General features: G+C 62.9%; 23 protein-coding genes. 16 read left to right on the top strand and 7 right to left on the bottom strand.

The window, feature by feature from the left end; genetic code table 11:
- Nucleotides 1–4: 4 nt before the first annotated feature.
- Both ACIQTW_RS06870 and ACIQTW_RS06865 read right to left on the bottom strand, forming a co-directional pair.
- Entirely contained in the window at nucleotides 5–535 is a 531-nt protein-coding gene (locus tag ACIQTW_RS06870) for a hypothetical protein (RefSeq protein ID WP_402935218.1), read from the bottom strand.
- 63 nt (nucleotides 536–598) lie between these two features.
- Nucleotides 599–1,042 carry a hypothetical protein gene (locus ACIQTW_RS06865; RefSeq protein WP_402935215.1) on the bottom strand — a complete coding sequence of 148 codons (444 nt, stop codon included), beginning with the start codon at nucleotides 1,040–1,042 and terminating at the stop codon, nucleotides 599–601.
- 94 nt (nucleotides 1,043–1,136) lie between these two features.
- Between ACIQTW_RS06865 and ACIQTW_RS06860 the strand changes: the two genes are divergently transcribed.
- The 7 genes from ACIQTW_RS06860 (at nucleotide 1,137) to proC (ending at nucleotide 10,051) form a co-directional block, all read left to right on the top strand.
- Entirely contained in the window at nucleotides 1,137–2,786 is a 1,650-nt protein-coding gene (locus ACIQTW_RS06860) for a methyltransferase (protein WP_402935212.1), read from the top strand.
- Entirely contained in the window at nucleotides 2,783–3,493 is a 711-nt protein-coding gene (locus ACIQTW_RS06855) for an ArsR/SmtB family transcription factor (protein WP_402935209.1), read from the top strand. The genes ACIQTW_RS06860 and ACIQTW_RS06855 overlap by 4 nt, the downstream gene beginning before the upstream one ends.
- A gap of 124 nt (nucleotides 3,494–3,617) precedes the next feature.
- Nucleotides 3,618–6,341, top strand: coding sequence for a type I DNA topoisomerase (gene topA / locus ACIQTW_RS06850; RefSeq protein WP_402935207.1), 2,724 nt, complete (start codon nucleotides 3,618–3,620; stop codon nucleotides 6,339–6,341).
- 66 nt (nucleotides 6,342–6,407) lie between these two features.
- A complete protein-coding gene (locus ACIQTW_RS06845; RefSeq protein WP_402935205.1) occupies nucleotides 6,408–6,842 on the top strand; it encodes an SseB family protein in 435 nt (144 codons plus the stop codon).
- An 89-nt stretch (nucleotides 6,843–6,931) separates the two neighbouring features.
- Nucleotides 6,932–8,056 carry a Ppx/GppA phosphatase family protein gene (locus ACIQTW_RS06840; protein ID WP_402935202.1) on the top strand — a complete coding sequence of 375 codons (1,125 nt, stop codon included), beginning with the start codon at nucleotides 6,932–6,934 and terminating at the stop codon, nucleotides 8,054–8,056.
- A 1-nt stretch (nucleotide 8,057) separates the two neighbouring features.
- On the top strand, nucleotides 8,058–8,891 hold the full coding sequence (locus ACIQTW_RS06835) for a sugar phosphate isomerase/epimerase family protein (protein ID WP_402935199.1): 834 nt from the start codon (nucleotides 8,058–8,060) through the stop codon (nucleotides 8,889–8,891).
- A gap of 329 nt (nucleotides 8,892–9,220) precedes the next feature.
- A complete protein-coding gene (gene proC / locus ACIQTW_RS06830) occupies nucleotides 9,221–10,051 on the top strand; it encodes a pyrroline-5-carboxylate reductase (RefSeq protein ID WP_402935196.1) in 831 nt (276 codons plus the stop codon).
- A gap of 78 nt (nucleotides 10,052–10,129) precedes the next feature.
- Here the strand turns inward: proC and ACIQTW_RS06825 are convergent, their stop codons facing one another.
- From ACIQTW_RS06825 to ACIQTW_RS06815, 3 genes are read right to left on the bottom strand one after another with little or no spacing between them, the layout of a single operon-like run.
- Entirely contained in the window at nucleotides 10,130–10,768 is a 639-nt protein-coding gene (locus ACIQTW_RS06825) for a TrkA family potassium uptake protein (protein ID WP_178995321.1), read from the bottom strand.
- 40 nt (nucleotides 10,769–10,808) lie between these two features.
- Nucleotides 10,809–12,242: a TrkH family potassium uptake protein gene (locus ACIQTW_RS06820; protein WP_402935193.1), complete on the bottom strand. Its 1,434-nt coding sequence runs from the start codon at nucleotides 12,240–12,242 to the stop codon at nucleotides 10,809–10,811.
- A gap of 44 nt (nucleotides 12,243–12,286) precedes the next feature.
- The gene (locus ACIQTW_RS06815; protein ID WP_402935191.1) at nucleotides 12,287–12,424 is read right to left on the bottom strand and encodes a hypothetical protein; all 138 of its coding nucleotides are present in this window, start codon (nucleotides 12,422–12,424) and stop codon (nucleotides 12,287–12,289) included.
- Between ACIQTW_RS06815 and ACIQTW_RS06810 the strand changes: the two genes are divergently transcribed.
- The 3 genes from ACIQTW_RS06810 to gdhA all read left to right on the top strand — a co-directional run bounded on the left by ACIQTW_RS06810 (nucleotide 12,423) and on the right by gdhA (nucleotide 15,744).
- Complete coding sequence (locus ACIQTW_RS06810; protein WP_402935188.1) at nucleotides 12,423–13,571, top strand: acetoin utilization protein AcuC; 1,149 nt, start codon at nucleotides 12,423–12,425, stop codon at nucleotides 13,569–13,571. The genes ACIQTW_RS06815 and ACIQTW_RS06810 overlap by 2 nt on opposite strands.
- 76 nt (nucleotides 13,572–13,647) lie before the next feature.
- The gene (locus tag ACIQTW_RS06805; protein ID WP_402935185.1) at nucleotides 13,648–14,199 is read left to right on the top strand and encodes an ArsR/SmtB family transcription factor; all 552 of its coding nucleotides are present in this window, start codon (nucleotides 13,648–13,650) and stop codon (nucleotides 14,197–14,199) included.
- A 207-nt stretch (nucleotides 14,200–14,406) separates the two neighbouring features.
- The gene (gdhA, locus tag ACIQTW_RS06800) at nucleotides 14,407–15,744 is read left to right on the top strand and encodes an NADP-specific glutamate dehydrogenase (RefSeq protein WP_402935183.1); all 1,338 of its coding nucleotides are present in this window, start codon (nucleotides 14,407–14,409) and stop codon (nucleotides 15,742–15,744) included.
- Between the two features lie 82 nt (nucleotides 15,745–15,826).
- On the opposite strand, the gene ACIQTW_RS06795 is transcribed toward gdhA, so the two are convergent.
- The gene (locus tag ACIQTW_RS06795) at nucleotides 15,827–17,173 is read right to left on the bottom strand and encodes an alpha-hydroxy-acid oxidizing protein (RefSeq protein ID WP_402935180.1); all 1,347 of its coding nucleotides are present in this window, start codon (nucleotides 17,171–17,173) and stop codon (nucleotides 15,827–15,829) included.
- Between the two features lie 90 nt (nucleotides 17,174–17,263).
- Between ACIQTW_RS06795 and ACIQTW_RS06790 the strand changes: the two genes are divergently transcribed.
- A complete protein-coding gene (locus tag ACIQTW_RS06790) occupies nucleotides 17,264–17,962 on the top strand; it encodes a FadR/GntR family transcriptional regulator (protein ID WP_402935177.1) in 699 nt (232 codons plus the stop codon).
- A gap of 41 nt (nucleotides 17,963–18,003) precedes the next feature.
- Here the strand turns inward: ACIQTW_RS06790 and ACIQTW_RS06785 are convergent, their stop codons facing one another.
- Complete coding sequence (locus tag ACIQTW_RS06785) at nucleotides 18,004–19,035, bottom strand: LacI family DNA-binding transcriptional regulator (protein WP_402935175.1); 1,032 nt, start codon at nucleotides 19,033–19,035, stop codon at nucleotides 18,004–18,006.
- Nucleotides 19,036–19,215: 180 nt separating this feature from the next.
- Here ACIQTW_RS06785 and ACIQTW_RS06780 point away from each other — a divergent pair, with 180 nt between their 5' ends.
- The 5 genes from ACIQTW_RS06780 to ACIQTW_RS06760 are packed head-to-tail and all read left to right on the top strand — an operon-like array spanning nucleotide 19,216 to nucleotide 25,165.
- Nucleotides 19,216–20,622: a Gfo/Idh/MocA family protein gene (locus ACIQTW_RS06780; protein ID WP_402935172.1), complete on the top strand. Its 1,407-nt coding sequence runs from the start codon at nucleotides 19,216–19,218 to the stop codon at nucleotides 20,620–20,622.
- Nucleotides 20,623–20,651: 29 nt separating this feature from the next.
- Entirely contained in the window at nucleotides 20,652–21,665 is a 1,014-nt protein-coding gene (locus ACIQTW_RS06775; protein WP_402935169.1) for an NAD-dependent epimerase/dehydratase family protein, read from the top strand.
- Nucleotides 21,662–22,564, top strand: a complete 903-nt coding sequence (locus tag ACIQTW_RS06770; protein WP_402935167.1) for a 5-dehydro-4-deoxyglucarate dehydratase — start codon at nucleotides 21,662–21,664, stop codon at nucleotides 22,562–22,564. Before ACIQTW_RS06775 ends, ACIQTW_RS06770 begins: the two co-directional genes overlap by 4 nt.
- A complete protein-coding gene (locus ACIQTW_RS06765) occupies nucleotides 22,564–23,733 on the top strand; it encodes a mandelate racemase/muconate lactonizing enzyme family protein (RefSeq protein ID WP_402935165.1) in 1,170 nt (389 codons plus the stop codon). The genes ACIQTW_RS06770 and ACIQTW_RS06765 overlap by 1 nt, the downstream gene beginning before the upstream one ends.
- Entirely contained in the window at nucleotides 23,714–25,165 is a 1,452-nt protein-coding gene (locus ACIQTW_RS06760) for an aldehyde dehydrogenase (NADP(+)) (RefSeq protein WP_402935162.1), read from the top strand. Before ACIQTW_RS06765 ends, ACIQTW_RS06760 begins: the two co-directional genes overlap by 20 nt.
- Nucleotides 25,166–25,285: the final 120 nt, after the last annotated feature.

The raw sequence follows: 25,285 nt of genomic DNA, 5'->3' as shown, positions 1-25,285 counted from the left end.
CGAATTAGAGCCGGCTCACCCGGTAGGTGAAATTGGCATCAGACCGGGTACCCACCGTGATGGACAGGATGGCGTCCTCTTCCAGTTGGACCACGCTCACGCGCGCATTGGCACACCCAAGCGTCAGGTTTACCAGTTCCACTTCGCCCACCTTGACGGAGAACGTCACCCGGCGCGTGCCACGGCAGGCCAGCGTCACCGCATACGTGCCACCTGGCAATTGCACTGTTTGCTCAGACTTGGACTCGCCGGGATTGAGGTACCCGCTGCTTGAGTAGAACGACTGCCCCTGGGACTCGGGCAAGGCCGATTTCGCCCACTCTTCGAGTGCCTCGCCTGTGACGGTCTCCTCCAGGGCCGGATCGGGCGGCAGGACTACATTTCCCGCTGTGGAGGTGGGGCTGGCATCCGGCCTTCCGCCCTCGTCATAGGTGTATTCGCACGCCGTCAGGCTGCCGCCCAGCACAACAATGATGACGACGGCGGCCCTCGCCAGCCGCTGTGGCATCACCGAGCGAGCTGCCTTGCTGCCCATGCACTGACTTTACGCCCGGAAAGCCACTGGCCAAAGGCCCATCGGAGCTGGTGTGCGCAGGCCTTAGGCCGCGGCAGGAACCACGTGATAGGCGAAGATCAGCGGAGCATCAACGCTGCTCGTCGAGATGCTGAGGGGACCAGCGCCGGGCACCTTGATCTTCACCACATCAAGGCCGCCATTGCATGCCGCCGCCGCGTCCGCGATCTTTGTGCCGCTGGAGGAAACAGCGAAGTACGCTTTCCCGCCCCCATCGCATGCCATGGTGAGGGTGTAGCTTCCACCAGGAACGTTGGGGGATTCCTTGACCAACGGATTCCGGTTGAGGATCTTCCCGGAGTCCTCCAACACCACGCCGCTGGCCGCTGGCAGGATCTTTTCCTTCCAAGCAGGAACGTCCGCATCTTCAATGTTGGCCGGTGCCTGGCAGCCGGAGACCCCCAGCAATGCCGCGGCGGTGATGGCAACAAGGCCCGCACGGCGCCTTGTGGAGGAGAAGTTGAGCATGAATCCAACGCTACCGGGTTCAAACGGGGGCCGTTGTCCACATGCCGCAGGTTTACGATCCAACGGCAGGGTGTGCCGCCCCTACACTTGCAAGGTGACTGACTCAGCTTCCTCCTTTACTGCCGGCAACATTGACGATGCTCCCCGCAGTGACCGCCCCGAACTGCTTTCGGCGCTCGCCGCAGACCTTCGTGCCCTCAACTACACAGTGGACGGTGTGGCTGAACTCTTGGGGACATCCTCCTCAGAAGCACTCGGCAGGGACCAGTTGATTCCCGCACTCCTTGCCAGTGAGAGGCTCATGGACTCCCAGGACCCTGCCCTCAGATCACAGGCTGTCATTGTTCGTCTCTGGCTGCTCGCCGTTCCACAGTCAGTTGCGGACATCGATTCCGCTCTCCCCCGTACCCGTGCGAAAGGCCTTGAGGAACTGGGGCTGATCACCGTCGATTCAGGAATGGCCCACGCCAAGGTGGACCTGCGCCCCTACGGCTGGGACGCCAACACGGATGGCAGTGGCGGTGCAGAGCTCTGGGTTGCCAGCGACCTCGCTGCCCACCAGCAGCCAGGAGTCTTGAGGCACGACCATGTCCTGGGAATCGGACGTGCCTCCACAACGCTGGTCCAAACCACGTACAGGAAGCACACCAAGCGAGCGCTGGACGTGGGCACCGGCTGCGGTATCCAGACCTTCCACCTGCTTCATCACTGCGAGCACGTCACAGCCACGGACATCTCGGAGAGGGCACTCGCGTTCACCCGATTCAACCTTCTTCTGAACGCCGCAGAACTGGAGTTGGACCCGGACAACCTGGAACGTCGGGTAAGCCTACGGCTTGGATCGCTCTTGGAACCGGTAGCGGGAGAGAAGTTCGGCTTGGTGGTATCCAACCCGCCGTTCGTCATCACTCCGCGAACGGGCGGCGAATCGTCGTCGGACCAGTTCACGTACCGCGATGGCGGGCTTCCCGGCGACGACATCGTGGCGTCCTTGGTACAGTCCCTGGCCGAGATCCTCGAGCCCGGCGGAACAGCGCAAATGCTGGGCAATTGGGAGGTTACTTCCAGTACGGACTGGAAGGACCGGCCCAAGGCATGGCTCCGGGACTCAGGTTTGGATGTCTGGTTCATTCAACGGGAACAGGTAGGCCCCGAACAATACGCAGAGACTTGGCTCCAGGACGCATCGCAGAACCGCGAGGGCCAGCAATACAAGGAAGCGTACGCCGCCTACCTGGCCGACTTTGCTTCCAGGAACGTCGGAGGTATCGGATTCGGCATGATTTGGCTGCGCCGGCCTGAGTCTCCGCTTGAGGTCATCATCAACCGCTTTGAGGAAATTACCTATCCAATAGAGCAGCCGATCGGACCGCATCTGGGTGCTGCCGTGGAACGTGCTGATTGGGTGGCCGCCCATTCCGTCCCGGCAGCGCACCTGGTTGTTGCCGAGGACGTCACCGAGGAACGGCACCAGCGTCCCGGAGCCGTTCATCCCGGCGTCATCCTCCTGAGGCAGGGGGCAGGACTTCGCCGCACCAATCTGCTCAGTACTGAACTGGCCGGGTTTGTCTCCGCCTGCGACGGCCAATTGTCGGTCCGGCAGATCGTCTCGGCCTTGGTATCGCTCCTGGGCGGAGGAGAGGACTTCGACGAAGAGGCCTTCCGTGAAGGGCTTTTCGTCGAGGTCACCAACCTGGTTTTGGACGGGTTCCTCCTTCCAGACCCGGCGCAGGGCAACGCATGATCCGGGGTGCGGCGCCGCGCGCATCAAACACCGGGCCTACGGGAAGTGACCCTGACTACACTGATGAAGTGAGTGCGAACAACGAATCATCCCAAGCGTCAGGCGATGTTCCCCGGCGGAAGCGTGCCGAAAAGACGGTTGAGATTACTGATCCCAAGGCTATCCGTGCATTGGCGCACGCCGCCCGGATTGAGGTCATCTCTGAGCTCTACGCCACACAGGTCAGCCACACAGCCACGGAACTCGCTGCCAGGACCGGGCTGACGCCCAGTGCAATGAGCTACCACCTCCGGGCCCTCCAGAAGTGGGGGATCGTGGCACCTGCGGAAAACGCCGGTGATGCCCGGGAACGTCGCTGGAAAGCGGCCGGAACGGACTTCACCATCTCGGGAGGCAGTGTTGCGAGCCCTGAGATTGCCGTAGTTGACTTGGAGCTTGATGCCTTCCGGCGTCGGGCTTCGGCCTTCGCCAAGGCTCGCGGGGAACGCCGGCAACGGGGGGAAACAGGAGAAGAGCCGGCAGCAGTAGTCCTTTCCAGCAACCTGCTGTACTTGACCAACCCGCAGCGCAGGGAACTTTTGGACAGAATCCGTGCTGTTCTGCGGGAGTACGAACTCGAGGATCCCACCCGGATACCGGAAGGTGCTGAACGTGTGGCAACCTTGTGGTCAATGATCCCGGATGACCGGGTAGCACCCGGTCAGTAAGAGCCCAGCAGGGCCTTTGACTGTCCGTCCTGGTTCCGCACCAAAACGCAGGATTCTGCAAACTATGGTGAACTAGGCCAATATGGGCACCAGCCCAATTACACATTTTTTCTGTAGGAGCACCGTGCCCAGCAAGGCAAAAACCGGCAAGAAACTCGTGATCGTGGAGTCTCCCGCCAAGAGCAAGACCATCGCCAAGTATCTTGGCGAGGGCTTCATCGTCGAGGCTTCGATCGGCCACATCCGGGACCTCCCGCAGCCGTCGGACCTCCCTGCCGAGCTGAAGAAGACCTCGTTGGGCAAGTTCGCTGTCGACATCGAAAACGACTTCAAGCCGTACTACGTTGTTTCTCCGGACAAGAAGAAAAAGGTCGCCGAGCTCAAGGCCCAGCTGAAAGACGCTGACGCGCTCTACCTCGCAACTGATGGGGACCGCGAAGGTGAAGCCATCGCGTGGCACCTCCTGGAGGTCCTGAAGCCCAAGGTTCCCGTCTACCGTATGACCTTCGGTGAAATCACCAAGGAAGCCATCCACCGCGCCATGGACAACCTCCGGGATGTCGATACCGCTTTGGTGGATGCCCAGGAAACACGTCGTATTCTTGACCGCCTCTACGGGTACGAGATCTCCCCCGTGTTGTGGCGCAAGGTTGCCCGCGGACTGTCCGCTGGCCGTGTCCAGTCCGTGGTGACCCGCATGGTGGTTGACCGCGAACGTGAACGCATGGCCTTCCGGGCCGCGTCTTACTGGGACCTCACGGGCCAGTTCGGTTCAGAGTCAGGTTCTTTCAAGGCCAAGCTTGCCGCCGTGAACGGTTCCAAGGTAGCCAGTGGCCGGGACTTCAATGACAATGGGCAGCTCACCTCCTCCAACGTAGTGCACCTCAATGAGGAACTAGCCACGTCTTTGGCCAGCGGTCTGGAGAACGCTGACTTCCGCGTCCGTTCCGTAGATACCAAGCCGTATACCCGCCGCCCTGCCGCACCGTTCACCACCTCCACGCTGCAGCAGGAAGCCGGCCGTAAGCTCCGCTTCTCGTCGAAGAGCACCATGCAGGTTGCCCAGCGCCTGTATGAAAACGGCTACATCACCTATATGCGTACCGACTCGTCTGCTTTGAGCGATGAAGCACTTACAGCTGCCCGCCGTCAGGCTTCCGAGCTTTATGGTCCCGAGTACGTGCCCCAGAGCCCCCGCGTTTACGCCAACAAGGCTGCCAACGCCCAGGAAGCTCACGAGGCCATCCGTCCCGCGGGAGACTCCTTCCGCACTCCCGCGCAGGTTGCCAAGCAGCTGAGCGGCGATGAGTTCCGCCTCTACGAGCTCATCTGGAAGCGCACCGTGGCCTCCCAGATGGCTGACGCCAAAGGTTCTACGGCTACCATCCGCCTGGGTGCAGTGGCCGCTGACGGTCGCGACGCTGAGTTCTCGGCCTCCGGCACGGTCATCACCTTCCCCGGCTTCCTTGCGGCCTATGAAGAGGGCAAGGACGAGAGCCGTGGCGATGAGGACTCCGATGAAGCCCGCCGCCTGCCGAACGTTGCCAAGGATGATGCCCTGACCGCTTCGGACATCGTCGCTGTCGGGCACGAAACGTCACCGCCGCCACGTTATACGGAAGCATCGCTGACCGCTGAGTTGGAAAAGCGGGGCATCGGCCGCCCGTCCACTTACGCCTCCACCATCTCCACCATTCAGGACCGTGGCTACGTTCGTAAGCAGGGTTCCGCCTTGGTGCCGAGCTGGATCGCGTTCTCCGTGATCCGCTTGTTGGAACAGCACTTCACGGATTATGTGGACTATGAGTTCACGGCAGACATGGAAGGCGACCTGGACAAGATCGCCAACGGCCAAGCCGTGGGTGCTGCCTGGCTCAAGCACTTCTACTATGGTGAAGAAGCAGATCCCGGTCTGCTGAGCATCGTGAACAACCTCGGTGAAATCGATGCCCGCGAGATCAATTCCGTCCCCATCGCCGACGGCATTACCCTGCGTGTGGGCAAGTTCGGCCCGTACCTGGAAAGCTCCATCCCCACCTTGGATGCGAAGACCGGCGAAGTGGTTGAATCCGCAAGGGCCAACGTCCCCGAGGAACTCGCTCCCGACGAACTCACGGCCGACAAAGCCAAAGAGCTTATGGAGACCGCAGCCCCGGAGGAACGGGTGCTTGGAAACGACCCGCACACCGGCCACACCATCGTTGCCAAGAACGGCCGCTATGGCGCTTACGTCACCGAGATCATTCCTGAGATGACCGAGGAGCAGTTGGCCAACCAGCCGGTGGAGTATTACAAGAACGGCAAGCCCAAGCCTCCCAAGAAGCCCGTGAAGGCCAAGCCGCGCACCGGTTCACTGTTCAAGTCCATGACCGTGGATACGGTCACCTTGGATGAAGCCCTCGCGCTCATGAGCCTGCCCCGGGTCCTCGGTGAAGACGCGGATGGCAACCCCATCACGGTGCAGAACGGCCGGTTCGGGCCTTACCTGAAGAAGGGCACGGACTCCCGCTCCATCGGCTCGGAAGAGGAAATCTTCACGATCACCCTGGAACAGGCTCTGGAGATCTACTCGCAGCCCAAGCAGCGTGGCGCACGCGCCTCGGTACCGCCTTTGGCTGAGTTCGGACCGGACCCTGTCTCCGAGAAGAACATCGTGGTGAAGGAAGGCCGCTTCGGTCCTTACATCACTGACGGCGTCACCAACATCACTGTCCCTCGCTCTACGTCCCTTGAGGAGCTGACCCGGGAACAGGCCGTCGAGCTTTTGGCAGAAAAGCGGGCCAAAGGGCCGGTCAAGCGGACTGCCACCCGCAAGGCTCCAGCCAAGAAGGCAACAGCCAAAAAGTAGTCACCATGACGGCCGGGACAGCATTCGCGAATTGCGTCCCGGCCGGCATCGTGGTCGAGTAGAACCATGACTGAACAGACGGTTTCACCGGACAACGAACCCTTGAACGACCTCGAGGCGAAGCTCGCCTCGGCCGAACAGCCGGACGCGAACCCGGTGGACGTCATCCTCGCTTTCCTGAACAACGAGGTCTACCTCGTCAGCTCGGAAGCCGTGGACGGCCCCGACTCCGCCGTGGAGCCTTTGGTGCTCTCCAACGCTGACGGCCAGCCCGTGCTGGCGGTATTCAGCCACCCGAGCCGCGTGGATGATCGCTTCCTCGAAGCGGCCCCGCACGTCCTCGGCACCATGGGTTCAGCGATCCTGGGAAACATCGGAGACGAACTCGGCATGGTCATCAACCCCGGAAGCGAATTCGGCTTCGAAATCGACCCCGAGGGCATTGCGAACATTCGCCGCGACTTCAAGCGCGCCGACGAAGCCGGGGAGTCCGCCGAATAGCGGTTGCCCAAGCTGCCGGCAACCATACGGTCAGCGAAACGTCGTCGCCAAGTTGCTCTACGGGCTTCGAATCGGTGAATAATGGCAGAATGCGTCTTGGCGTTCTCGACATCGGGTCCAACACCGTCCACCTGCTGCTGGTGGACGCTCACCCCGGCGCGCGTCCGGTAGCTTTCGCTTCCCACAAGCGCCCCCTTTCGCTGGTGCAGTACCTCGACGGCGATGGCAACATCAACGACGCCGGCCAGCACGAGCTCATCGAGTTCGTCCTGGAAGCCTGGGAGTTCGCGGCCAGTCACAAGGCGGAGGACCTCCTGGCCTTCTGTACTTCGGCCATTCGCGAAGCAACCAACGGTCCTGAGGTTCTGGCCCGGGTCAAGCACGAAACCACGGTGACGCTCCAGGAACTCACGGGCAGCGAAGAAGCCTCCATGACTTTCTTCGCTGTACGCCGTTGGTACGGATGGGGTGCGGGTCCCATCCTGGACCTGGACATCGGCGGCGGCTCGTTTGAAATGGCGTACGGCACGGATGAACTCCCTGAATACGCCACCTCTGTTCCGCTGGGTGCAAGCCGTTTGACGCGGGACTGGCTCCACGATGATCCGCCCAGCGCCAAGAGCGTAAAGGAACTGCGGCGCTACATCCGATCTACGCTGAAACCGGTGGTTCGGGACTTCCACGAGTTGGGTCGGGCCAATCTGGTGGCCGGCACCTCCAAGACCTTCCGCTCCTTGGCGCGGATCGCCGGTGCAGCCCCCAGCGCTGCAGGACCCTACGTGAAGCGCGAGCTACACGCAGCGGACTTGGGGCTGTGGGCACAGCGGATTTCTGCAATGACCGTGGAAGACAGGTTGTACCTTCCTGGCGTCTCCGATGCCCGTGCCCGGCAGTTGTTGGCAGGCGCCCTCGTGGCTGAAGCGGCACTGGAGCTCTTTGAATTCCCCAAGATGGAGATTTGTCCCTGGGCCCTTCGTGAAGGCCTGATCCTGCGCCGCCTGGATCAATTGGTCTTCGAGGAGGCCCTGGATCCGGCGCCGCATGTGGGCAAGCGCAAGAAAGACAAATCCAAGAAAAAGGCAGCCAAGGAAGCCGCCAAGGCGCCAGATAAAGAAGAAGAGCCCCACCCGGGGTTCAAAGAATTCCCGGTCCCTGTAAACACACCGTCCCCATCACCCATCCCAGCCCCAGTGGCAGGCGGGATGGCCTCCTGAGATGAGCAACGACGTCGAACCTGAAGTGAATGACCGCCAAATTCCCGTGGCCCTGTCCAGTGCATCCGTGTACCCCCTGAGCGTTCATGACGCCTTCGCGGTGGCGCAGGACCTGGGTTATGAGGGCGTGGAGGTGATGGTTACCAACAACGCGGTAAGCCAGAACCCGGATGCCTTGATCCAGCTAAGCCACCGGTACCACCAGGAGATCGTCTCCATCCATGCCCCTACTTTGTTGTTAACGCAACAGGTGTGGGGTACGGCGTGGAACAAGATTGAGAAGTCCTGCCAGATGGCCGCGGACGTCGGATGCGACACCGTGGTGGTCCATCCGCCGTTCCGCTGGCAGTCAAACTATGCGGAGAATTTCGTGGAAGGCGTGCGCGAAATCGCGGCGAGATACCGCGTGCGTATCGCCGTCGAAAACATGTACCCCTGGCGCGTCCGTGGCCGTGAGGCGGTGGCCTACCTGCCGCACTGGGACCCTTTGGGCCAGGATTACGACGACGTGACGTGGGACTTCTCCCACGCCGCCACTGCCGGGGCCAACAGCCTGGAAGCCATCAAAGCGCTCGGGAACAAGCTCCGGCACGTCCATCTCACCGACGGTTCGGGTTCGGGCAAGGACGAGCACCTGGTGCCCGGCACCGGAACGCAGCAGTGCGCCGATGCCTTGCAGCATTTGGCAACCACGGGTTTCGACGGTGTCGTAGTGGCCGAGATTTCAACCCGCAAGGCGAAGGTTGCGGGGGAGCGCGAGGAAATGCTGGCAGAAACCCTGCGTTTTGCCCGACAGCACCTCAGCGTCCCGTTGTTGCGCAGCGTAGACAACTAGCCGGCGTCGAGCGCTGCAACTCAGCGACTCACCTCGTTCGCCTGACCTGCCTTGAAGGGTGCGTCAGGCGGATAAGAGGGGGACCCCGCGCGGTGCGCGGCGTTTAAATGCGAAAGCACCGGCGGCCGAATCGGGAAATGGGGGAAAACCCGCCCGGCCACCGGTGCTGCTGGCGGACATCCCCATGCCCGCCTCATCACTCGCACCCTCAATGAGGTAACTACTAAGTTACGGACCGAGAATGAGTGCTGCCTGCAATAACCTTGGGAGCCAGCTGGGAATCTGGAATTCGTTAGACCCGGTCCAAGGCCAACTGCAATGATGGAGCAATGAGCAACCGAATCGCATTCCTTGGCTGTGGATCCATGAACGAGGCAATCCTGGGAGGCCTGCTTGCCGCCGGGACGGACCCGTCCGATATCGTCGCCACCGTCCGCCGTGCCGAGCGGGCGGACGAACTCGCCCAGCGCCACGGGGTCATGGCCATCGCAGGCGAGGAGGAACCGGACAACAACAAATTGGCCACCAAGGGCTCCAGCATGGTCATTCTGGGCGTCAAGCCGGTGGGCATCCTGGACCTGGCCCGGGAGATCAGCCCCGCACTGGGCAAGGACACACTGGTTGTCAGCGTCGCGGCGGCAGTCTCGATCGCCCAGCTCGAAGCTGCGCTACCCGAAGGACAGCCGGTAATTCGCACCATGCCGAACACCCCCGCAAGGCTGGGCCGCGGAGTCATATCTGTTTCCCCGGGTACGCATTGCACGCCTGAGCAGCTGGAAAAGGCCAAGAAGGCGCTTGCCGGTGCGGGCACGGTAGTCCAGATTCCCGAAGAACAGGTGGACGCACTGTCCGCCATCAGCGGTTCCGGCCCGGCCTACGCGTTCTACCTCGCTGAAGCCATGGCTGCGGCCGGCGTCGAGCTTGGTTTGGACGAGGAACTGTCCGTGATGCTTGCCCGCGAAACCGTGGCAGGTGCCGGCTTCATGTTGGCAGAACCGGGAGCGAACCCCTCTGCCCTCCGCATCGCCGTCACCAGCCCCAATGGGACCACCGAACGGGCCATCATGGCTTTTGACGACGGCGGGATCCCCAAGATTATCGCCGACGGCGCCCGCGCGGCCGCAGCCCGGGCCGCAGAAATCACCAAGCAACTCGGCTAAACCTTCGGCCGCGCCGCCTCGGCTAAACCACGGCTGCGCCGCCTCGGCTAAACCACGGCCGCGCCGCCTCGGCTAAACCTACGGCCGCGCCGCGAAGCGCTCCAGCAGATCCACGTGTCCGGACACGATCAACATGTCGTGTCCGGACACCTTGGTTTCAGGCCGGGCGTACGTGAAGTCCTCGCCCGGGGTTTTCACGCCGACGATGGTCACGCCGTACTTCGAGCGGACCTTGGACTCCTCCAGGGTGAAGCCCACGGTTTCCTTGGGCGGGTACATCTTGACGATCGCGTAGTCGTCGTCGAACTCGATAAAGTCCAGCATCCGCCCGGACACCAGGTGGGCCGCGCGGACACCGGCGTCGGCCTCCGGATAGATCACGTGGTTGGCGCCGATCCGGGTCAGGATCTTGCCGTGAGAGGGCGTGATGGCCTTGACCCAGAGGTGTTGGATGCCCATGTCCACCAGGTTCACAGTGATGAGCACGGAGGACTCGATGGAGGTACCAACACCCACCACTGCTGAGCTGAATTCCTGGGCACCGAGCTGGCGCAGGGCATCAATGTTGGTGGCATCTGCTTCCACGACGTGCGTGAGCACGGGCGCCCACTTCTGGACGAGGGTGCGGTCGCGTTCGATAGCCAGGACTTCACGGCCTTGCTTGACCAGTTGCTCGGCCGTCGCAGAACCGAACCGGCCAAGGCCAATCACCAGCACTGGTGCGTTGTGGGCGGGGCGGTTGGCTGCCCCTGTGCTACTAGCCAATGATTGGCCTCTCTTCCGGGTAGTGGTAAAGCTGGCTGCGTTGGCGCAGGGCCAACCCGGCCGCGAGGGTTACCGTGCCGACACGGCCGGCGAACATCAGCGCGGTTAAGACGTAAACGCCCGACGGCGGCAGCTCGGCACTGAGGTTTGTGCTCAGCCCCACGGTGGCGAAGGCGGAGATGGATTCAAAGAGCACCCTGTCCAGGGAGGCGCCGCTGATGGACAGGAGCAGGAAGGCGGCCACTGATACCAGGGTGGCTCCGGCAACGATCACGGAGATGGCCACCCGCATGGTGCCCTGTGGGATGGTGCGGCCGTAAACCTTTACGTCGGCGTCGCCGCGGGCTTCGGCCATGATGGCCAGGAACATGACCGCAATGGTGGTCACCTTGATGCCGCCCGCCGTGGATGCAGAACCGCCGCCGGCGAACATCAGGGCGTCGGTGAGGAGCATGGTGGTGGATTCCATATGGTTTTGGTCCACCAGGTTGAAGCCACCCGAGCGGGTCATGACGGAGGCAAATAGTGAATGGATCACCTTGTCGCCCATGTCCATGCGGCCGATGGTGCGCATGTTGTCCCACTCCATCAAAGCCCACAGGACAGTGCCTGCCGCGAGCAGGATGAAGGAGACCTGGATGGTGAGCTTGGTGTGGAGGTTCCACTTTTTCCAGTTGAGCCCGTTCTGCTGCAGCACCATCACCACGGGGAAGCCGAGGCTGCCGAGGAAGACGCCCAACATGAGTGGAATGAGGATCCAAAGGTCGGTTTCATAGGGGACGATGCCGTCCGAGTGTGGCGTGAATCCGGCATTGTTGAAGGCGGAGATCGAGTAGAAGACACCGTGCCAGACGGCCTGCCAGAATGGTTCGCCCAGCACTATGAACCGGGGAATCAAGGCTATGGCCAAGGCTGCCTCGATCACCACGGACGTGACGATGACAATGCGCAGCAGCGTACCAACCTCGCCGAGCCTGCCGGCGTTGTTCATGGCTTCCTGGGCGATGAGCTTGCCGCGCACCCCCAGCCGTTTGCTGACCATGAGGGCTAGCAGCGAGGCCAGGGTGAGTGTGCCGAGACCACCAACGAAGATGCCCACCAAAATGACCAGCTGACCAAAGAAGGTCCAATGCGTGGCCGTGGACACTACTGTCAGCCCGGTGACGCAGACGGCGGAGACCGCCGTAAACATGGACTGGTGCAGCGGTGTGACTGTTCCGGCCGTGGAAGCGGCGGGAAGGGACAGCAATCCGGTAAAAACCAGGATCACCACAGCAAAGACGGTCAATGCCAAGCGGGCAGGGGAGGTGTTGGCAATGTTGTCAACGAAGTCGCGCACGCGCGTGAAGATCCAGAGACCTTCCCGCTCCTGCTGGTTGGGTTGCCAGTTAGTCGGGCTCGTGGACCGCGACTGGCTTTGAGACATGGCGCTCTTCCTCGGTTGAACAAGCTTTCCTGAGTAGTAAACCACTATTCCTGCGGCGTAACCGGGCGGTAGGCTACTCCGGGCTCAGGTAGCCTGTTCTGGATGAACTCACGGCTTGGGACAACAGCTTCCAGCATTACGCGGTCCGCATTGCCAACGACGGTGGTGTGGGATCCAGCCATGACTGCCTACAACTTTGGCCCGGGTCACCCCATGGCGCCGCAGCGGCTGGAACTTACAGCGAGGCTGGCCGAATCCCTCGGCCTGTTTGACCACGAGCATGTGGCCGTCGAAGCACCCACGGTGGCCACCGACGTCGAACTTTTTACTGTGCACAGCCGCGAATACGTGGAGGCCGTGCGCCGCGTCAGTGTCGATCCCTCGGCGCCCGAGGAGGACCGCGGGCTGGGGACTGAGGACGATCCCGCGTTCGCCGGGATGCACGAGGCCAGCGCCCGGCTTGCCGGCGGATCGCTGTTGGCGGCTGAGAGCATCCTGTCCGGACAAGCCGTCCGCGCGGTGAACTTCAGCGGCGGGATGCATCATGCCGCGAGGGAGCGGGCCAGCGGCTTTTGCGTTTACAACGACGTTGCGATTGCTATCCAAAGGCTGCTCGATGGCGGCGTGCAACGCGTCATGAGCATCGACGTCGACGCCCACCACGGCGATGGCACGCAGAGTATTTTCTGGAACGACCCCCGCGTCATGACCATCAGCCTGCACGAAACGGGCCTCACTCTTTTCCCCGGGACGGGGTTTGCCAACGAAACCGGTGGCCCAAACGCTCCAGGGACCGTGGTTAACGTTGCCCTTCCTGCGTTTACCGGCGACGCCGCCTGGCTGCGGGCGTTTCATGCGGTGGTCCCGCAGCTTGTCGGCGCGTTTCAACCCGAAGTGATTGTCAGCCAGCACGGCTGCGACTCGCATCGGGACGATCCTCTGACGCACCTCAACCTGAGCGTTGACGGGCAGCGTGAGGCGGCTTCCGCCGTCGCCGGCCTTGCCAGCCGCTACTGCGACAACCGCTGGATCGCGACCGGGGGAGGCGGTTACGACGTCACCGGTGTTGTGCCGCGTGCTTGGAGCCACCTGATCGGGATGGTCACGCAACGACCGGTGCCGCTCAGCACGCCCGTCCCCGAAGCATGGCGGACGTACGTGAGGGAAACGTACGGCGTGTGGGCCCCGGAGTCGATGAGCGACGACGTGGACGTCTGGTGGCGGTCCTGGGAGGTCGGCTACGATCCCGCGGACGAGGTTGACCGGACGGTCATTGCCACGCGCAAAGAGATCTTCCCCCTCTACGGCTTGGATCCCTGGTTCGACTGACGGTGCTGGTCGACTAACGCTGTAGCGCCACGAAACAGGGATGCCAATCGGCGTATATGTCGCTAGGGTGGGAGGCATGGTGACTGACGACGTATTTGCCGTCATAGCTGAGGCAACCAGGCGCGACATCCTGGTCTCCCTCCGCTCTGGGGATAAAGCTGTAGGCGAACTGGTGGAAGAACTGGCTGCGAGCCAGCCCACCATCTCCAAGCATTTGAAAGTGCTCCGCGAGGCGGACCTCGTCAGCATGCGCGCCCAAGGCCAGAAGCGCTTCTACGCGCTGAATCCCAAGCCGCTCGCCGGCGTCGCCAGCTGGCTGGAAACGTTCGACGTCGGCACTCCGGCGCCCGCCGTCGTCGCCCCTTCCGAGGCGGCGCCCGCTGCCGAGCCCCCAGCCGCCGCTGTTGTTGTCTCCTCGCCTGAGGCCCCGGCCACCCGCACGGACGCGATAGGACAGGCTGTGAAGGTTCATGCGAGCGGAACTCCGGTCGCTTTGGATCCTGCGTCGGACGACACCGTGCCTCAGCAGATTGGCCGCACCGTAGGCCGCGCCGCTACTAAGGCCGCTGATCTTTTGGCGAACCTTCCGAACTTGCCTAACCTTCCCAAGTTCGGGCGAAAGCGATAGCCAGCCTTGAGTTAACATGATCCTTCTCACATTGTGAGTTTTCGTTAACCTCTTATTTCCTTGAGATTTCAACGATTTTCTACACTTGTGTTAACTCCTTGACCTGGGTCACATTGCCTCCGGATGGAGATCCTATATCCCTCGGTGCAACCATGAGCGGGACTGATCGTCTCGCCGCTGGCCGGCGCACTGAGGATAGGAAGACGCATGGATTCAAGGCTCGAAGCAGTCCGCGACACTGTGTTGGCGCGGAACCCGGGAGAAAAGGAATTCCACCAGGCCGTCACTGAGGTCTTCGAAAGCCTTGGTCCTGTTCATGATCGTCATCCTGAATTCCTTGAGGGCGCTGTCCTTGAACGCCTGTGCGAGCCCGAGCGCCAGATCATCTTCCGAGTCCCCTGGACCGACGATGCCGGCCGCGTCCACGTGAACCGTGGCTTCCGCGTGGAGTTCAACTCCGCCCTCGGCCCGTATAAGGGCGGCCTGCGGTTCCACCCGTCGGTATACCTGGGAATCGTGAAGTTCCTCGGCTTCGAACAGATCTTCAAGAACGCGCTCACCGGCATGCCCATTGGCGGCGGCAAGGGCGGCTCGGACTTCGATCCACGCGGGCGTTCCGACGCCGAAATCATGCGCTTCTGCCAGTCGTTCATGACTGAGCTGTACCGCCACATCGGCGAGTACACCGACGTCCCGGCCGGCGACATCGGCGTGGGCGGCCGCGAGATCGGCTACCTCTTTGGCCAGTACAAGCGCATCACCAACCGCTATGAATCCGGCGTCCTCACCGGCAAGGGCATCTCGTGGGGTGGCTCCCTGGTTCGTCCCGAAGCTACCGGTTACGGCACTGTGATCTTCGCCCAGGAGATGCTCAAGGCCCGTGGGCAGTCGTTCGACGGGCAGCGTGTTGTGGTCTCCGGTTCGGGCAACGTCGCTATCCACGCGATCGCCAAGGCCCAGGCCTTGGGTGCAACCGTTGTGGCTTGTTCAGACTCGGCCGGCTACATCGTGGACGAGGCCGGGATCGACGTCGCGCTTTTGAGCCGGATCAAGGAAGTGGAACGTGGGCGCCTGACGGAGTACGCCGCACGTCGACCGGGAGCCAGCCACGTTTCGGGTGGTTCCGTCTGGGACGTCAATGGCACCGTGGCCTTGCCCTGCGCAACGCAGAACGAACTCGACGGCGAGGCCGCGGCCAAGCTGGTCAGCAACGGCCTGATCGCAGTGGCTGAAGGCGCCAACATGCCCTCTACCCGTTCGGCTGTATCAGTCTTCCAGGAGGCCGGGATCCTGTTCGGGCCGGGCAAGGCCGCGAACGCCGGTGGTGTTGCTACTTCCGCGCTGGAAATGCAGCAGAATGCCAGCCGGGACTCCTGGTCTTTCGAGCATACGGAACAGCGCCTCACGGAGATCATGGTGGGCATTCACGATCGCTGCGCCGCGACCGCCGACGAATACGGTGCGCCCGGAAACTACGTAGTGGGCGCCAACATCGGCGGCTTCGTCAAGGTAGCCGACGCAATGCTGGCGCAGGGCCTGATTTAGGACGCCCTTGAACCCAACTGGGTAGCAGCAACTGTCGCAATGGAGCTCCAATGCGACAGTTGCTGTTACCTACATGGGTGCTTTAGCGCTGGATCAGCCGCACGTGGTCCGGGTTCAGGTCGGAGACCTTGCTGACGCCCAGGAGTGCCATGGTGCGGGTCATGTCCTTCTCCAGGATCTGGATGGTCCGATCCACGCCTTCACGTCCACCTGCCATCAGGCCGTAGAGGTACGCGCGGCCGATCAGGGCAAAGTCCGCGCCCAAAGCCAGGGCTGCCACGATATCCGCGCCGCTCATGATGCCCGTGTCCAGCATGACGGCAGCCTTGCTGTTGTCCGCCTTCAAGGCCGTGGTGACCTCCGGCAGAAGGTGGAACGGGATGGGTGCCCGGTCCAGTTGGCGGCCGCCATGGTTGGACAGGATGATGCCATCGGCGCCGTGGTCCACTACCTTGCGGGCATCTTCCACGGTCTGGATGCCTTTGACCACCAGCTTGCCCTTCCAGGTTTCGCGCAGCCAGTCGAGGTCCTCGTAGGTCAGGGTGGGGTCGAACATCGAGTTGATGAGGTCAGCCACGGTGCCGGTGTAGCGGGAGAGCGAGGCAAACGTCAGAGGCTCGTGGGTGAGGAAATTAAACCACCAGGCCGGGCGGTAAGAGGCGTCCAGGACCGTCTTGATGGTCAGTGCCGGCGGGATGGTCATGCCGTTGCGGACATCGCGCAGGCGGGCACCGGCAACTGCGGTGTCAACGGTGACCATGAGGGTGTCGTTGCCGGCTTTGGCGGCGCGTTCAATCAGTTCCAGCGAGCGGTCGCGGTCTGTCCATAGATATAGCTGGAACCAGTTGCGGCCGTTCGGGGCGGCGGTGGCAACATCCTCGATGGACGCGGTGCCCATGGTGGACAGGGTGTAGGGAATGCCTGCAGCTTCTGCAGCTTGTGAGCCGGCGTATTCGCCCTCCGACTGCATCATGCGTGTGAAACCCGTGGGGGCAATACCGAACGGGAGCCGCGATTCTTTGCCCAGGATGTCCGTGCGGAGGTCGATCCTCGAGACGTCACGCAGGATGCCCGGGCGGAACTCGATGTCCTGGAAGGCCTGGCGTGCCCGGCGGAGGGTGATCTCCTCCTCCGCGGCACCGTCCGTGTAGTCGAAGGGCGCCTGCGGAGTGCGGCGCTTGGCCATGTCGCGCAGTTCCCAGATGGTGCTGGCGCGCTTCAAGCGGGCGGTCTTGCTGAACTCGGGCTTTTTGAACTGCATCAGCGGGGCCAGGTCGGAAACCTTGGGCACGCGGCGCTTCAGCGCAGGTGGCTGAGGTGCGGATGATTGCACGACGGCCGACTGCGGCTGCGTCGTGTGTGCCACGTTTTGATCGCTGCCGGCATTCGCTGGCGCGGCGGTGATCTTGGGGTCGAGGGTGTCAGTCATGCGGTTCTCCCTTGAAGTCTGTGGTCCTACCACTGTGGTCTAACCACACTGTAATCCATGTGGTTGGACCACATCAACTAGTATTCCGATATGCGTACCCATGAGTTGGTCCTGCAATGGATCGAGAAGCAGCTGTCTGACGGAGACCTCACTTTGGGCGGCAGGCTCCCGGGGGAACGCGCCATGGCAGAGCAACTACAGGTTTCCCGGACCTCGGTGCGTGAGGCTGTCAGGATCCTCGAGGCCATGGGCGTAGTCCGGGCCGGCGTGGGTTCGGGCAAGGACGCCGGGACTGTGGTGATTGCCGAGCCGGGCTCTGCCCTCGGCTCTACGCTTCGGCTGCATGTAGCCACGCGCCATCTTCCCGTGGCAGACATTGTGGAGACCCGCGTGCTGCTGGAATCGTGGGCTGCGGAGCGGGCCCACGTGGGGGTGCCGGCACTGGCGGAGGCCGCCGAGCTGCTGGACCAGATGGATGTGGCCCCGGACATTGATTCATTTCTGGCCTTGGATGCGCGCTTTCACGTGGCGCTGGCCCAGGCGGCGGGCAACTCAGTGGTCAGCGCCATGATGGCCTCGCTTCGGGGCGCGATCGAGAACTATGCCGGTGAACTGACCGGAAATCTCCCCGACTGGAACGCGACATGCAGCAGGCTTCGGGCTGAGCACCGTGCCATCCTCGCAGCAGTAAACAATAACGACGGCGGCAAAGCGGCTGAGCTTGTTGCCGCCCACATTCAAGGCTTCTACAAGGAGGCCGGCGTGGGCACGAGCCCTTCGCCCGGTTGACACTTAATGCCGATGTTCGCGCCGAACATTGGCATTAAGTGTCAACTCGCGGGCTTGAGGGCCGGCGCCGCGGTGCTCTTGCGGATCTCCACCCTGGGTGAGAACTCGTCCTGAGCCTGGGTGGTGGCTTCGCCGGCCTGCTGGATCTGCTCCCGCATCCTCCGCCAGGCCAGGCTTCCGAGCTCGTTGATGGGCACAGCCGCGGTGGTTAATGGGGGAGTGGTGTATTTGGCGAACGGGATGTCATCGAATCCAGTTACTGAAATGTCTTCCGGGACGCGTACTCCGCGCTCGTGCAGGCCGCTGAGCAGTCCCATGGCCACGAGGTCGTTAAACGCCAGGATTCCGGTGGCCCCACTGGCGATGATGGCCTCGGTGGACTCGTGGCCGGAGTCGAAGTTGGAACCGCCGTGGAGCATCTGCAACTCAATTTCCGGGTGCTCCTCGCGGAATTGGTCCAAGCCCACCAGGCGTTGGCGATTGGATGCGCTGTGCTCCGGGCCGGAGAGGAACACCAAGCGGCGGTGGCCCAAGGTCACCAGATGCTGTGCCAGTTCCTGGATGCCCTGCCCGTAGTCCACGCTCAGGCTCGGAGTGTTGGTGGCGACGGTGGTGCGGTTGATCAGCACCAGCGGATGCAGGGTGGGAGCCAGCTCCTCCAGCTCGGCATCGCTCATGCGGGGAGCGCAAAGCACCACGCCATCGCAGCGGCGGCGCGCCTCACCGGCGAGGATGGCTTCCTCGCTGGTAACTTCCGAGGAATCGGCAATGAGGACGCGGTACCCGTCCTGGGCGGCCGCGATGCTGAGTCCGCGGAGGATAGCCTGGAAAGTGGGGTTGGCCAGGTCCGGAACCACGATTCCGATGGTGTCTGTCTTGCCGAGTGCCAGGCTGCGCCCCACTGGATTGGGTTGGTATTTCAATTCAACCGCGGCTGCCCGGACCCTCGCGGCAATACCGGGATCCACGGCGGCATTACCGTTCATGACGCGTGAAACGGTGGCGTGCGAGACGCCCGCCTTCTCTGCGACATCGGCGATACCGACGCGCCTGTTGGTGTTCCTGCGTGCCATGTGGCCCCTTCCCATTGGTCGCCTCCCGCGTGCTCCGTCGTTGGAGCAGTGGTTGACGTGACCACCAGAGTCTTGATACAAAGCTTATAACGCTCTGAGAAAACGCTTTCTCATGATTCTTCCCGTACGAAGCCGGGCCGTCAAGCGGTTCACTCCTGCCTTCCTGAAAGGGGCACCCACATGGTCAACGTCGACTCAGCCGAAAACAAGACCGAATCTGCCGAAACGACCACCCAGACCCCCAAGCGGACCCGTATCGCCCTTATTGGAACCGGCGGCCGCTCGGAGATGTATATCCGGGCCATCTACGGGCAACACGCGGAAGTCGCAGAACTTATTGCGCTCTCGGACGTCAACCAGGGTCGCGTGGACTTCTACCAGGACCTGATCAAGGAACTCGGCGGAACTGAACCTGTGGCTTCCTTCGCCCCCGGCGAGCTCACCAACTTCATCCAGTCCAATGGCATCGAGCGGGTCATCGTTACGACGCCCGACTACACCCACGCGGACTACATCGTTGAAGCGCTCGAGGCAGGCGCCGACGTCGTGGTTGAAAAGCCCTTGACCATTGATGTGGAGGGCTGCCGCCGCATTACCGCCGCCGTGGCCAAGACCGGACGCAACGTGGTGGTGACCTTCAACTACCGCTACTCACCGCGCAACACCGCCCTCAAGGAAGTCATTCAGAACGGCGTGATCGGCAAGGTCACGTCCGTCGACTTCAGCTGGGTTTTGGATACCGTGCACGGCGCTGACTACTTCCGCCGCTGGCACCGTGAAAAGAAGAACTCCGGTGGCTTGCTCATCCACAAGGCTTCCCACCACTTCGACCTCGTCAACTGGTGGATCAATGACGTCCCGGAGCGTGTTTTCGCTTCCGGTGGCCTGCGCTTTTACGGCGAAAAGAACGCTGCCGAGCGAGGCTTGGGAGAGCGCCCGGAGCGAGGAACCGTTGATGGCCTGGGCCACGATCCGTTCCGCCTGGACATGCGCGAGGATGAGCGCCTGAAGGCCCTGTACTACGACAATGAAAAGTTTGACGGCTACATCCGCGACCAGGACGTTTTCACCGGGGGCATCACCATCGAGGACAACCTCGCCCTCGTGGTGGACTACCAGGGAGGCCCCACGCTGAGCTATTCCCTGAACGCCCACAGCCCGTGGGAAGGCTACCGCGTCACCGTCAATGGCACAGAGGGCCGGGCCGAACTCGAAGTGGTGGAACGCGCCGCCGTCGAGTCCAGCACCGACAAGAAGACCGTAGTGGACCCGAGCGCCACGCCCATTGAGGAAGACGACGCAGTGCGCCGGAACGGCGAGCGCCTGGTGGTTCAACGCCACTGGGAAGCTGCTTACGAAGTTCCGATCATCAACGGCGAAGGCGGCCATGGCGGTGGAGACAACCTGCTGCTCTCGGACCTCTTCAACGGCCCGGGTGTCGACCCGCTGGGCCGACCTTCCGGCTACATCGACGGCCTCCGCTCCGTGTCGGTGGGTATTGCCGGTAACAAGTCCTTGGACTCCGACCTTCCCGTCCGCATCAGTGAACTTGGCCTCGGCGTCGATCTCAGCCGCGGCCAGGCCTGACTGTTCACTACCCCAGCAAGGAAAAGAAAATGAGTAGGATTTTCGTCACCGGCGGTTCCGGCAGGCTTGGCCGCAGCGTTGTGGCCGGACTCGCCGAGGCCGGGCACAAGGTGATCTCTGTAGACCGGGACGCTATCCCGGCGGAACAGCTGCCGGCCGGAGTCGAGCAATACGCGGCAGATCTCCTGGCACCAGGGGAGGCGGAGCGGCTTATCCGCGAAACAGCGCCCGACGCCGTCATCCACCTCGCTGCTATCGCCGTACCTTTCAGCGCGCCTGAGGACGTTATTTTCAGCACGAATACCCGGCTCGCCTATGCCGTGGCCAGCGCTGCCACCGACGCCGGTGTCCCCAAGATCGTGACGGCGTCCAGCCCCACTGCCCTGGGCTATGGCTCACCGGCTGGGTGGCTGCCGCCGTCGTTCCCCTTGAACGAGCAGACGCCGCCCAAGCCGTGGAACGCGTATGCGCTGTCCAAACTGATTGCTGAGCAGACCGTGCAGATGTTCGCTGCCGCTCAGGGCAGCAAGATCAGGTATGCGGCATTCCGCCCGTGCTACGTCATTTCCCCGGAGGAGTGGGAAGGGGCGCTGACACAGCAAGGGCACACAGTGCGTGAACGGCTTCAGGATCCGGCACTTTCCGCGCCCGCGTTGTTCAACTATGTAGACGCGCGGGACGTAGCTGACTTCCTTGACGTACTGCTGGACAAGATGGATGCCATCCCTAACGGCGAGGTGTTCTTCGTCGGCGCGAAGGATGCCTTGGCCACAGCACCATTGGCTGGGCTGTTCCCGCGATTCCTGCCAGGCAGCGGACTGTTGACTGAAAACCTGACGGGTACCAGTCCGGCGTTCTCCATCGACAAGGCCCGGGAACTTTTGGGCTGGGAGCCGAAGAGGACATGGCGCACCGAACTTACGCCGCCGTTCGAGGGCGAAGACACAGCAGCAAGCGAACACGCAGCACTCAAGCAAGCAGCACTCAATGACGAGATCCCCGCCGGCCTGGTTCCGGCGGGAGCAACCAAGGAGACACCATGAACTTCGACGGCGTACTGTTCTTCCCCGTCACTCCCTTCGCCGAGGACGGCACCGTGGATGTGGCGTTGCTCAAGGAGCACATCACCTCCCGGCTTCCGTTCGGCCCGGGCGGTGTGTTCCCTGCGTGCGGCACGGGAGAATTCCATGCGCTCTCACTTGAGGAGATCCGCACCGTGGTGACTGCCGCCGTCGAGGCTGTTGCGGGAGCCGTACCTGTGGTCTCCGGCGCCGGTGGACCCTTGGGTCACGCCATTGCTGCAGCCAAGGTGGCCGAGGAAGCCGGCGCGGATGCCCTCCTGGTGCTCCCGCCGTACCTGGTCACCGGCCCCACTGACGGGGTCGTGGCCTACGTCGAGGCCATTGCCGCCGCGAGCAGCCTGCCGGTCATCGTGTACCACCGCGGCACGGCCAAGTTCACCGCCGACGCGATCACCCGGCTCACGGCCAACCCGAAGGTGGTTGGTTTCAAGGACGGAATCGGCGACGTCGGCCTGGCTCAGGAAATTGTGTCTGCGATCAACGCCAGCGGCCGCACTGACTTTGCCCTGTTCAATGGCCTGCTGACGGCCGAACTGACCCAGGGCGCCTACCGCGGCCTCGGCATTCCCCTGTATTCCTCTGCCGCGTTTGCCATGGCACCGGAAATTGCCAAGGCCTACTACGACGCCTACGTATCCGGTGACGAGGAGCGCCGTCACGCCTTGCTGGAAGGTTTTTATGCTCCGCTCGTCCGGCTCCGCGACCAGACTCCGGGCTTTGGGGTTTCCCTTATCAAGGCGGGGCTGCGGTTGGCCGGGCTTCCCGTTGGCCCGGTTCGTCCGCCTCTGGTGGACCCCTCCGAGGAACAACTACTGGAACTCAAGTCCATCCTGGCCAAGGGCCACGAGCTGGCCAGCTGATGCCGGCCCGCATTACGGGCCTCGCCACCCGGCTGATCACGGTCCCGCTGCTGCGCAGCTGGGGTGCGGAGGCACCCGAAAACCATGTGATTGTTACCGAACTGACCACGGACGACGGCGGCACCGGTCACGGCTTCTCGTGGACACCCACCATCGGTCCCCAGGCAGTCAAGGCGCTCCTGGACCATGACATCGCACCATTCATCCTGGGTCTGGAAGCCAACCCGGAAATTGTGTGGGACCAGGTCTGGAAGCGGCTGCACGAAGCCGGCGGGGGTGGCCTCACCACTATTGCCATGGCTGGCGTTGACCTGGCACTTTGGGATTTGAAAGCGCGACAGGCCGGCACATCCGTCACGGGACTTCTTGGCCAGCGCCAGGAGTCCGTGGAGGTGTACGGCTCCGGCGTGAATCTCCATTACACAGTGGATCAGCTCGTGGAGCAGGCCCAGCGATGGGTGGCCGCCGGGCATAATGCCGTGAAGATCAAGGTGGGCAAGCCCGAGCTCAGGGAGGACGCCGAGCGTGTTGCCGCTGTCAGGCAGGTCATCGGACCGGACCGGCTTCTCATGATCGATGCCAACCAGCGATGGGACCTCGCCCACACCTTCCGTGCTTTGGATGTTTTGGGGGAGTACGGACTGGAGTGGCTGGAAGAACCCATCCGCGCCGACGACCTTTGGGCTTACCGGCGTTTGCGCAAGCAGTCAGCGGTGCCCATTGCCTTGGGTGAGAACGTCCACACCATTTACCGTTTCCGCGACTTCATTGAAGCCGAGGCGGTGGACATCATCCAGCCCAATATTGTCCGGGTGGGCGGCATCACGCCTTTCCGCAGGATCGTTGAGTTGGCCCGCGCCAACAGCATCAGGGTGGCACCCCACCTGCTTCCGGAGCTCTCGGGGCAGCTGGCGCTCACCCTGGCCGATGCTGTGAGCGTGGAGGACGTGGAAGACGCCTCCTTCGAGCAGCTAGGCATCCTGGCTGGGCCCTCGCCGGTGAAGATCAGCAACAGCAACAGCCGAAGCAGGCTCAGCAGCACCGGCCGTCCGGGGCTTGGCTTCGAATTCAGCGGACAGCCGGCACAGCGGCCCGCGCCTGAGACCGTCGTCCTTGAGACCGCCGCCCCTGAGAGTAAAGGAAACCGCATTGAGTACAGCAACTCTTGACCTGACAGCCATTACGGCCGCAGCCACGGAAGCGGCCAAGGTGACCGCAGCAGCTTCCGACGCCGAACGCGCAGCCTGGCTGAACGCCGTCGCCGACGCCCTGGACGCCAACGTCACTGAACTTGTGGCTATCGCCGATTCGGAGACGAGCCTGGGCACTGTCCGGCTCACGGGCGAGGTAGCACGGACCAGCGGACAGCTCCGGTTGTTCGCAAAAGTGATCACCGAGGGCTCATACCTGGAAGCGGTCATTGACCACGCTGACCCTGCCTCCACCCCGCCCAAGCCCGACTTGCGCCGCATCCTGCGCCCGATCGGTCCGGTAGCCGTGTTCTCGGCGTCGAACTTCCCGTTCGCTTTCTCCGTGGCCGGTGGCGACACCGCATCCGCGCTGGCAGTTGGCTGCCCGGTGATCGTCAAAGCTCACTCGGGACACCTCCGCTTGTCTGAGCGGACTGCCCAGATTGTCAGCGAAGCCTTGGCCAAGGCAGGGGCGCCCGAAGGAATCTTCGCTTTGGTCAGTGGCCGCGAGGCAGGTACAGCCCTGGTTCAGGACCCGGCCATCAAAGCCGTCGGGTTCACGGGCTCCATCCCTGGCGGACGCGCATTGTTCGATCTCGCCGCGTCGAGGCCGGAGCCCATCCCGTTCTACGGGGAGCTCGGCAGCCTGAACCCCGTGGTCATCACGGCAGGCGCGCTCGCGGAACGCGGACAGCAGCTCGCCGCCGGGTTGGCTGGCTCGTTCACCATGGGCGCCGGACAGTTCTGCACCAAGCCAGGCCTCGTGTTCATTCCGGCCGGCACGGATTTCGCCTCGCACCTGGCAGCGGCCAGCAAGGACAAGCCCACCGCTGCCATGCTCACAGAGCGCATCGCCGAGGCCTACCCGGATGGGCTGCGGAACGTCGCTGACCAGCCAGGCGTCGCCGTCGTCAGTGGAACGGTGCAGCAGGACAGCCTGGCTGATGGCGCTGCGCCCGTGGTGTTCTCCACGAGTGCCGCGAACGTCTTGGAACGCCCCGAGGAGTTGTTGGAGGAGTGCTTCGGCCCCACCACGCTGCTCATCGAGTATGCCAACCAAGAAGAATTGTCCGCCGCGCTGGCGAAGGTCCCGGGCAGCCTGACGGGCACCGTGCACGCACAGCCGGGCGAGGACGTTTCCGCTCTTGTGGAGCAACTCAGCGGTCTCGCCGGCAGGGTCCTCTTCGACGGCTGGCCCACGGGTGTTGCCGTGAATTGGGCGCAGCAGCACGGTGGCCCGTATCCGGCCACGACGTCCTTGTTCACCTCGGTGGGCGCCACTGCTGTGCGCCGTTTCCAGCGTCCAGTGGCTTACCAGGATGCTCCCGAGACTGTCCTGCACCCGGCGTTGCACGACGCCAACCCGCTGGGCATTCCCCGGCGCGTGGACGGCGTGCTGACACTCAGCTAACCCCCTGAGCGCACCCAACTAGGTAACAGCAAACGTCGCAATGAGCCCTCATAGCGACGTTTGCTGTTACCTACTTGGGTAAGCACACACTAAAGGGGCGGGGTCACCATTGCGGCGACC

The organism is Paenarthrobacter sp. NPDC090517, from assembly GCF_044769165.1.
Classification (GTDB): domain Bacteria; phylum Actinomycetota; class Actinomycetes; order Actinomycetales; family Micrococcaceae; genus Arthrobacter.
Note: the sequence above shows the minus strand (reverse complement) of the source record. Positions and strands in the feature narration are given on the sequence as shown.

Bases quoted from the DNA above. Each gene is read 5' to 3' on its own strand.
- ACIQTW_RS06810 (WP_402935188.1), top strand. From the start codon at position 12,423: ATGACTGCCTACAACTTTGGCCCGGGTCACCCCATGGCGCCGCAGCGG.
- ACIQTW_RS06790 (WP_402935177.1), top strand. From the start codon at position 17,264: ATGCGTACCCATGAGTTGGTCCTGCAATGGATCGAGAAGCAGCTGTCT.
- ACIQTW_RS06805 (WP_402935185.1), top strand. From the start codon at position 13,648: ATGGTGACTGACGACGTATTTGCCGTCATAGCTGAGGCAACCAGGCGC.
- ACIQTW_RS06765 (WP_402935165.1), top strand. From the start codon at position 22,564: ATGCCGGCCCGCATTACGGGCCTCGCCACCCGGCTGATCACGGTCCCG.
- ACIQTW_RS06840 (WP_402935202.1), top strand. From the start codon at position 6,932: ATGCGTCTTGGCGTTCTCGACATCGGGTCCAACACCGTCCACCTGCTG.
- proC (WP_402935196.1), top strand. From the start codon at position 9,221: ATGAGCAACCGAATCGCATTCCTTGGCTGTGGATCCATGAACGAGGCA.
- ACIQTW_RS06820 (WP_402935193.1), bottom strand. From the start codon at position 12,242: ATGTCTCAAAGCCAGTCGCGGTCCACGAGCCCGACTAACTGGCAACCC.
- ACIQTW_RS06855 (WP_402935209.1), top strand. From the start codon at position 2,783: ATGATCCGGGGTGCGGCGCCGCGCGCATCAAACACCGGGCCTACGGGA.
- ACIQTW_RS06835 (WP_402935199.1), top strand. From the start codon at position 8,058: ATGAGCAACGACGTCGAACCTGAAGTGAATGACCGCCAAATTCCCGTG.
- ACIQTW_RS06865 (WP_402935215.1), bottom strand. From the start codon at position 1,042: ATGCTCAACTTCTCCTCCACAAGGCGCCGTGCGGGCCTTGTTGCCATC.
- ACIQTW_RS06770 (WP_402935167.1), top strand. From the start codon at position 21,662: ATGAACTTCGACGGCGTACTGTTCTTCCCCGTCACTCCCTTCGCCGAG.
- ACIQTW_RS06795 (WP_402935180.1), bottom strand. From the start codon at position 17,173: ATGACTGACACCCTCGACCCCAAGATCACCGCCGCGCCAGCGAATGCC.
- ACIQTW_RS06775 (WP_402935169.1), top strand. From the start codon at position 20,652: ATGAGTAGGATTTTCGTCACCGGCGGTTCCGGCAGGCTTGGCCGCAGC.
- ACIQTW_RS06815 (WP_402935191.1), bottom strand. From the start codon at position 12,424: ATGGCTGGATCCCACACCACCGTCGTTGGCAATGCGGACCGCGTAATG.
- ACIQTW_RS06870 (WP_402935218.1), bottom strand. From the start codon at position 535: ATGGGCAGCAAGGCAGCTCGCTCGGTGATGCCACAGCGGCTGGCGAGG.
- ACIQTW_RS06780 (WP_402935172.1), top strand. From the start codon at position 19,216: ATGGTCAACGTCGACTCAGCCGAAAACAAGACCGAATCTGCCGAAACG.
- ACIQTW_RS06785 (WP_402935175.1), bottom strand. From the start codon at position 19,035: ATGGCACGCAGGAACACCAACAGGCGCGTCGGTATCGCCGATGTCGCA.
- gdhA (WP_402935183.1), top strand. From the start codon at position 14,407: ATGGATTCAAGGCTCGAAGCAGTCCGCGACACTGTGTTGGCGCGGAAC.
- ACIQTW_RS06845 (WP_402935205.1), top strand. From the start codon at position 6,408: ATGACTGAACAGACGGTTTCACCGGACAACGAACCCTTGAACGACCTC.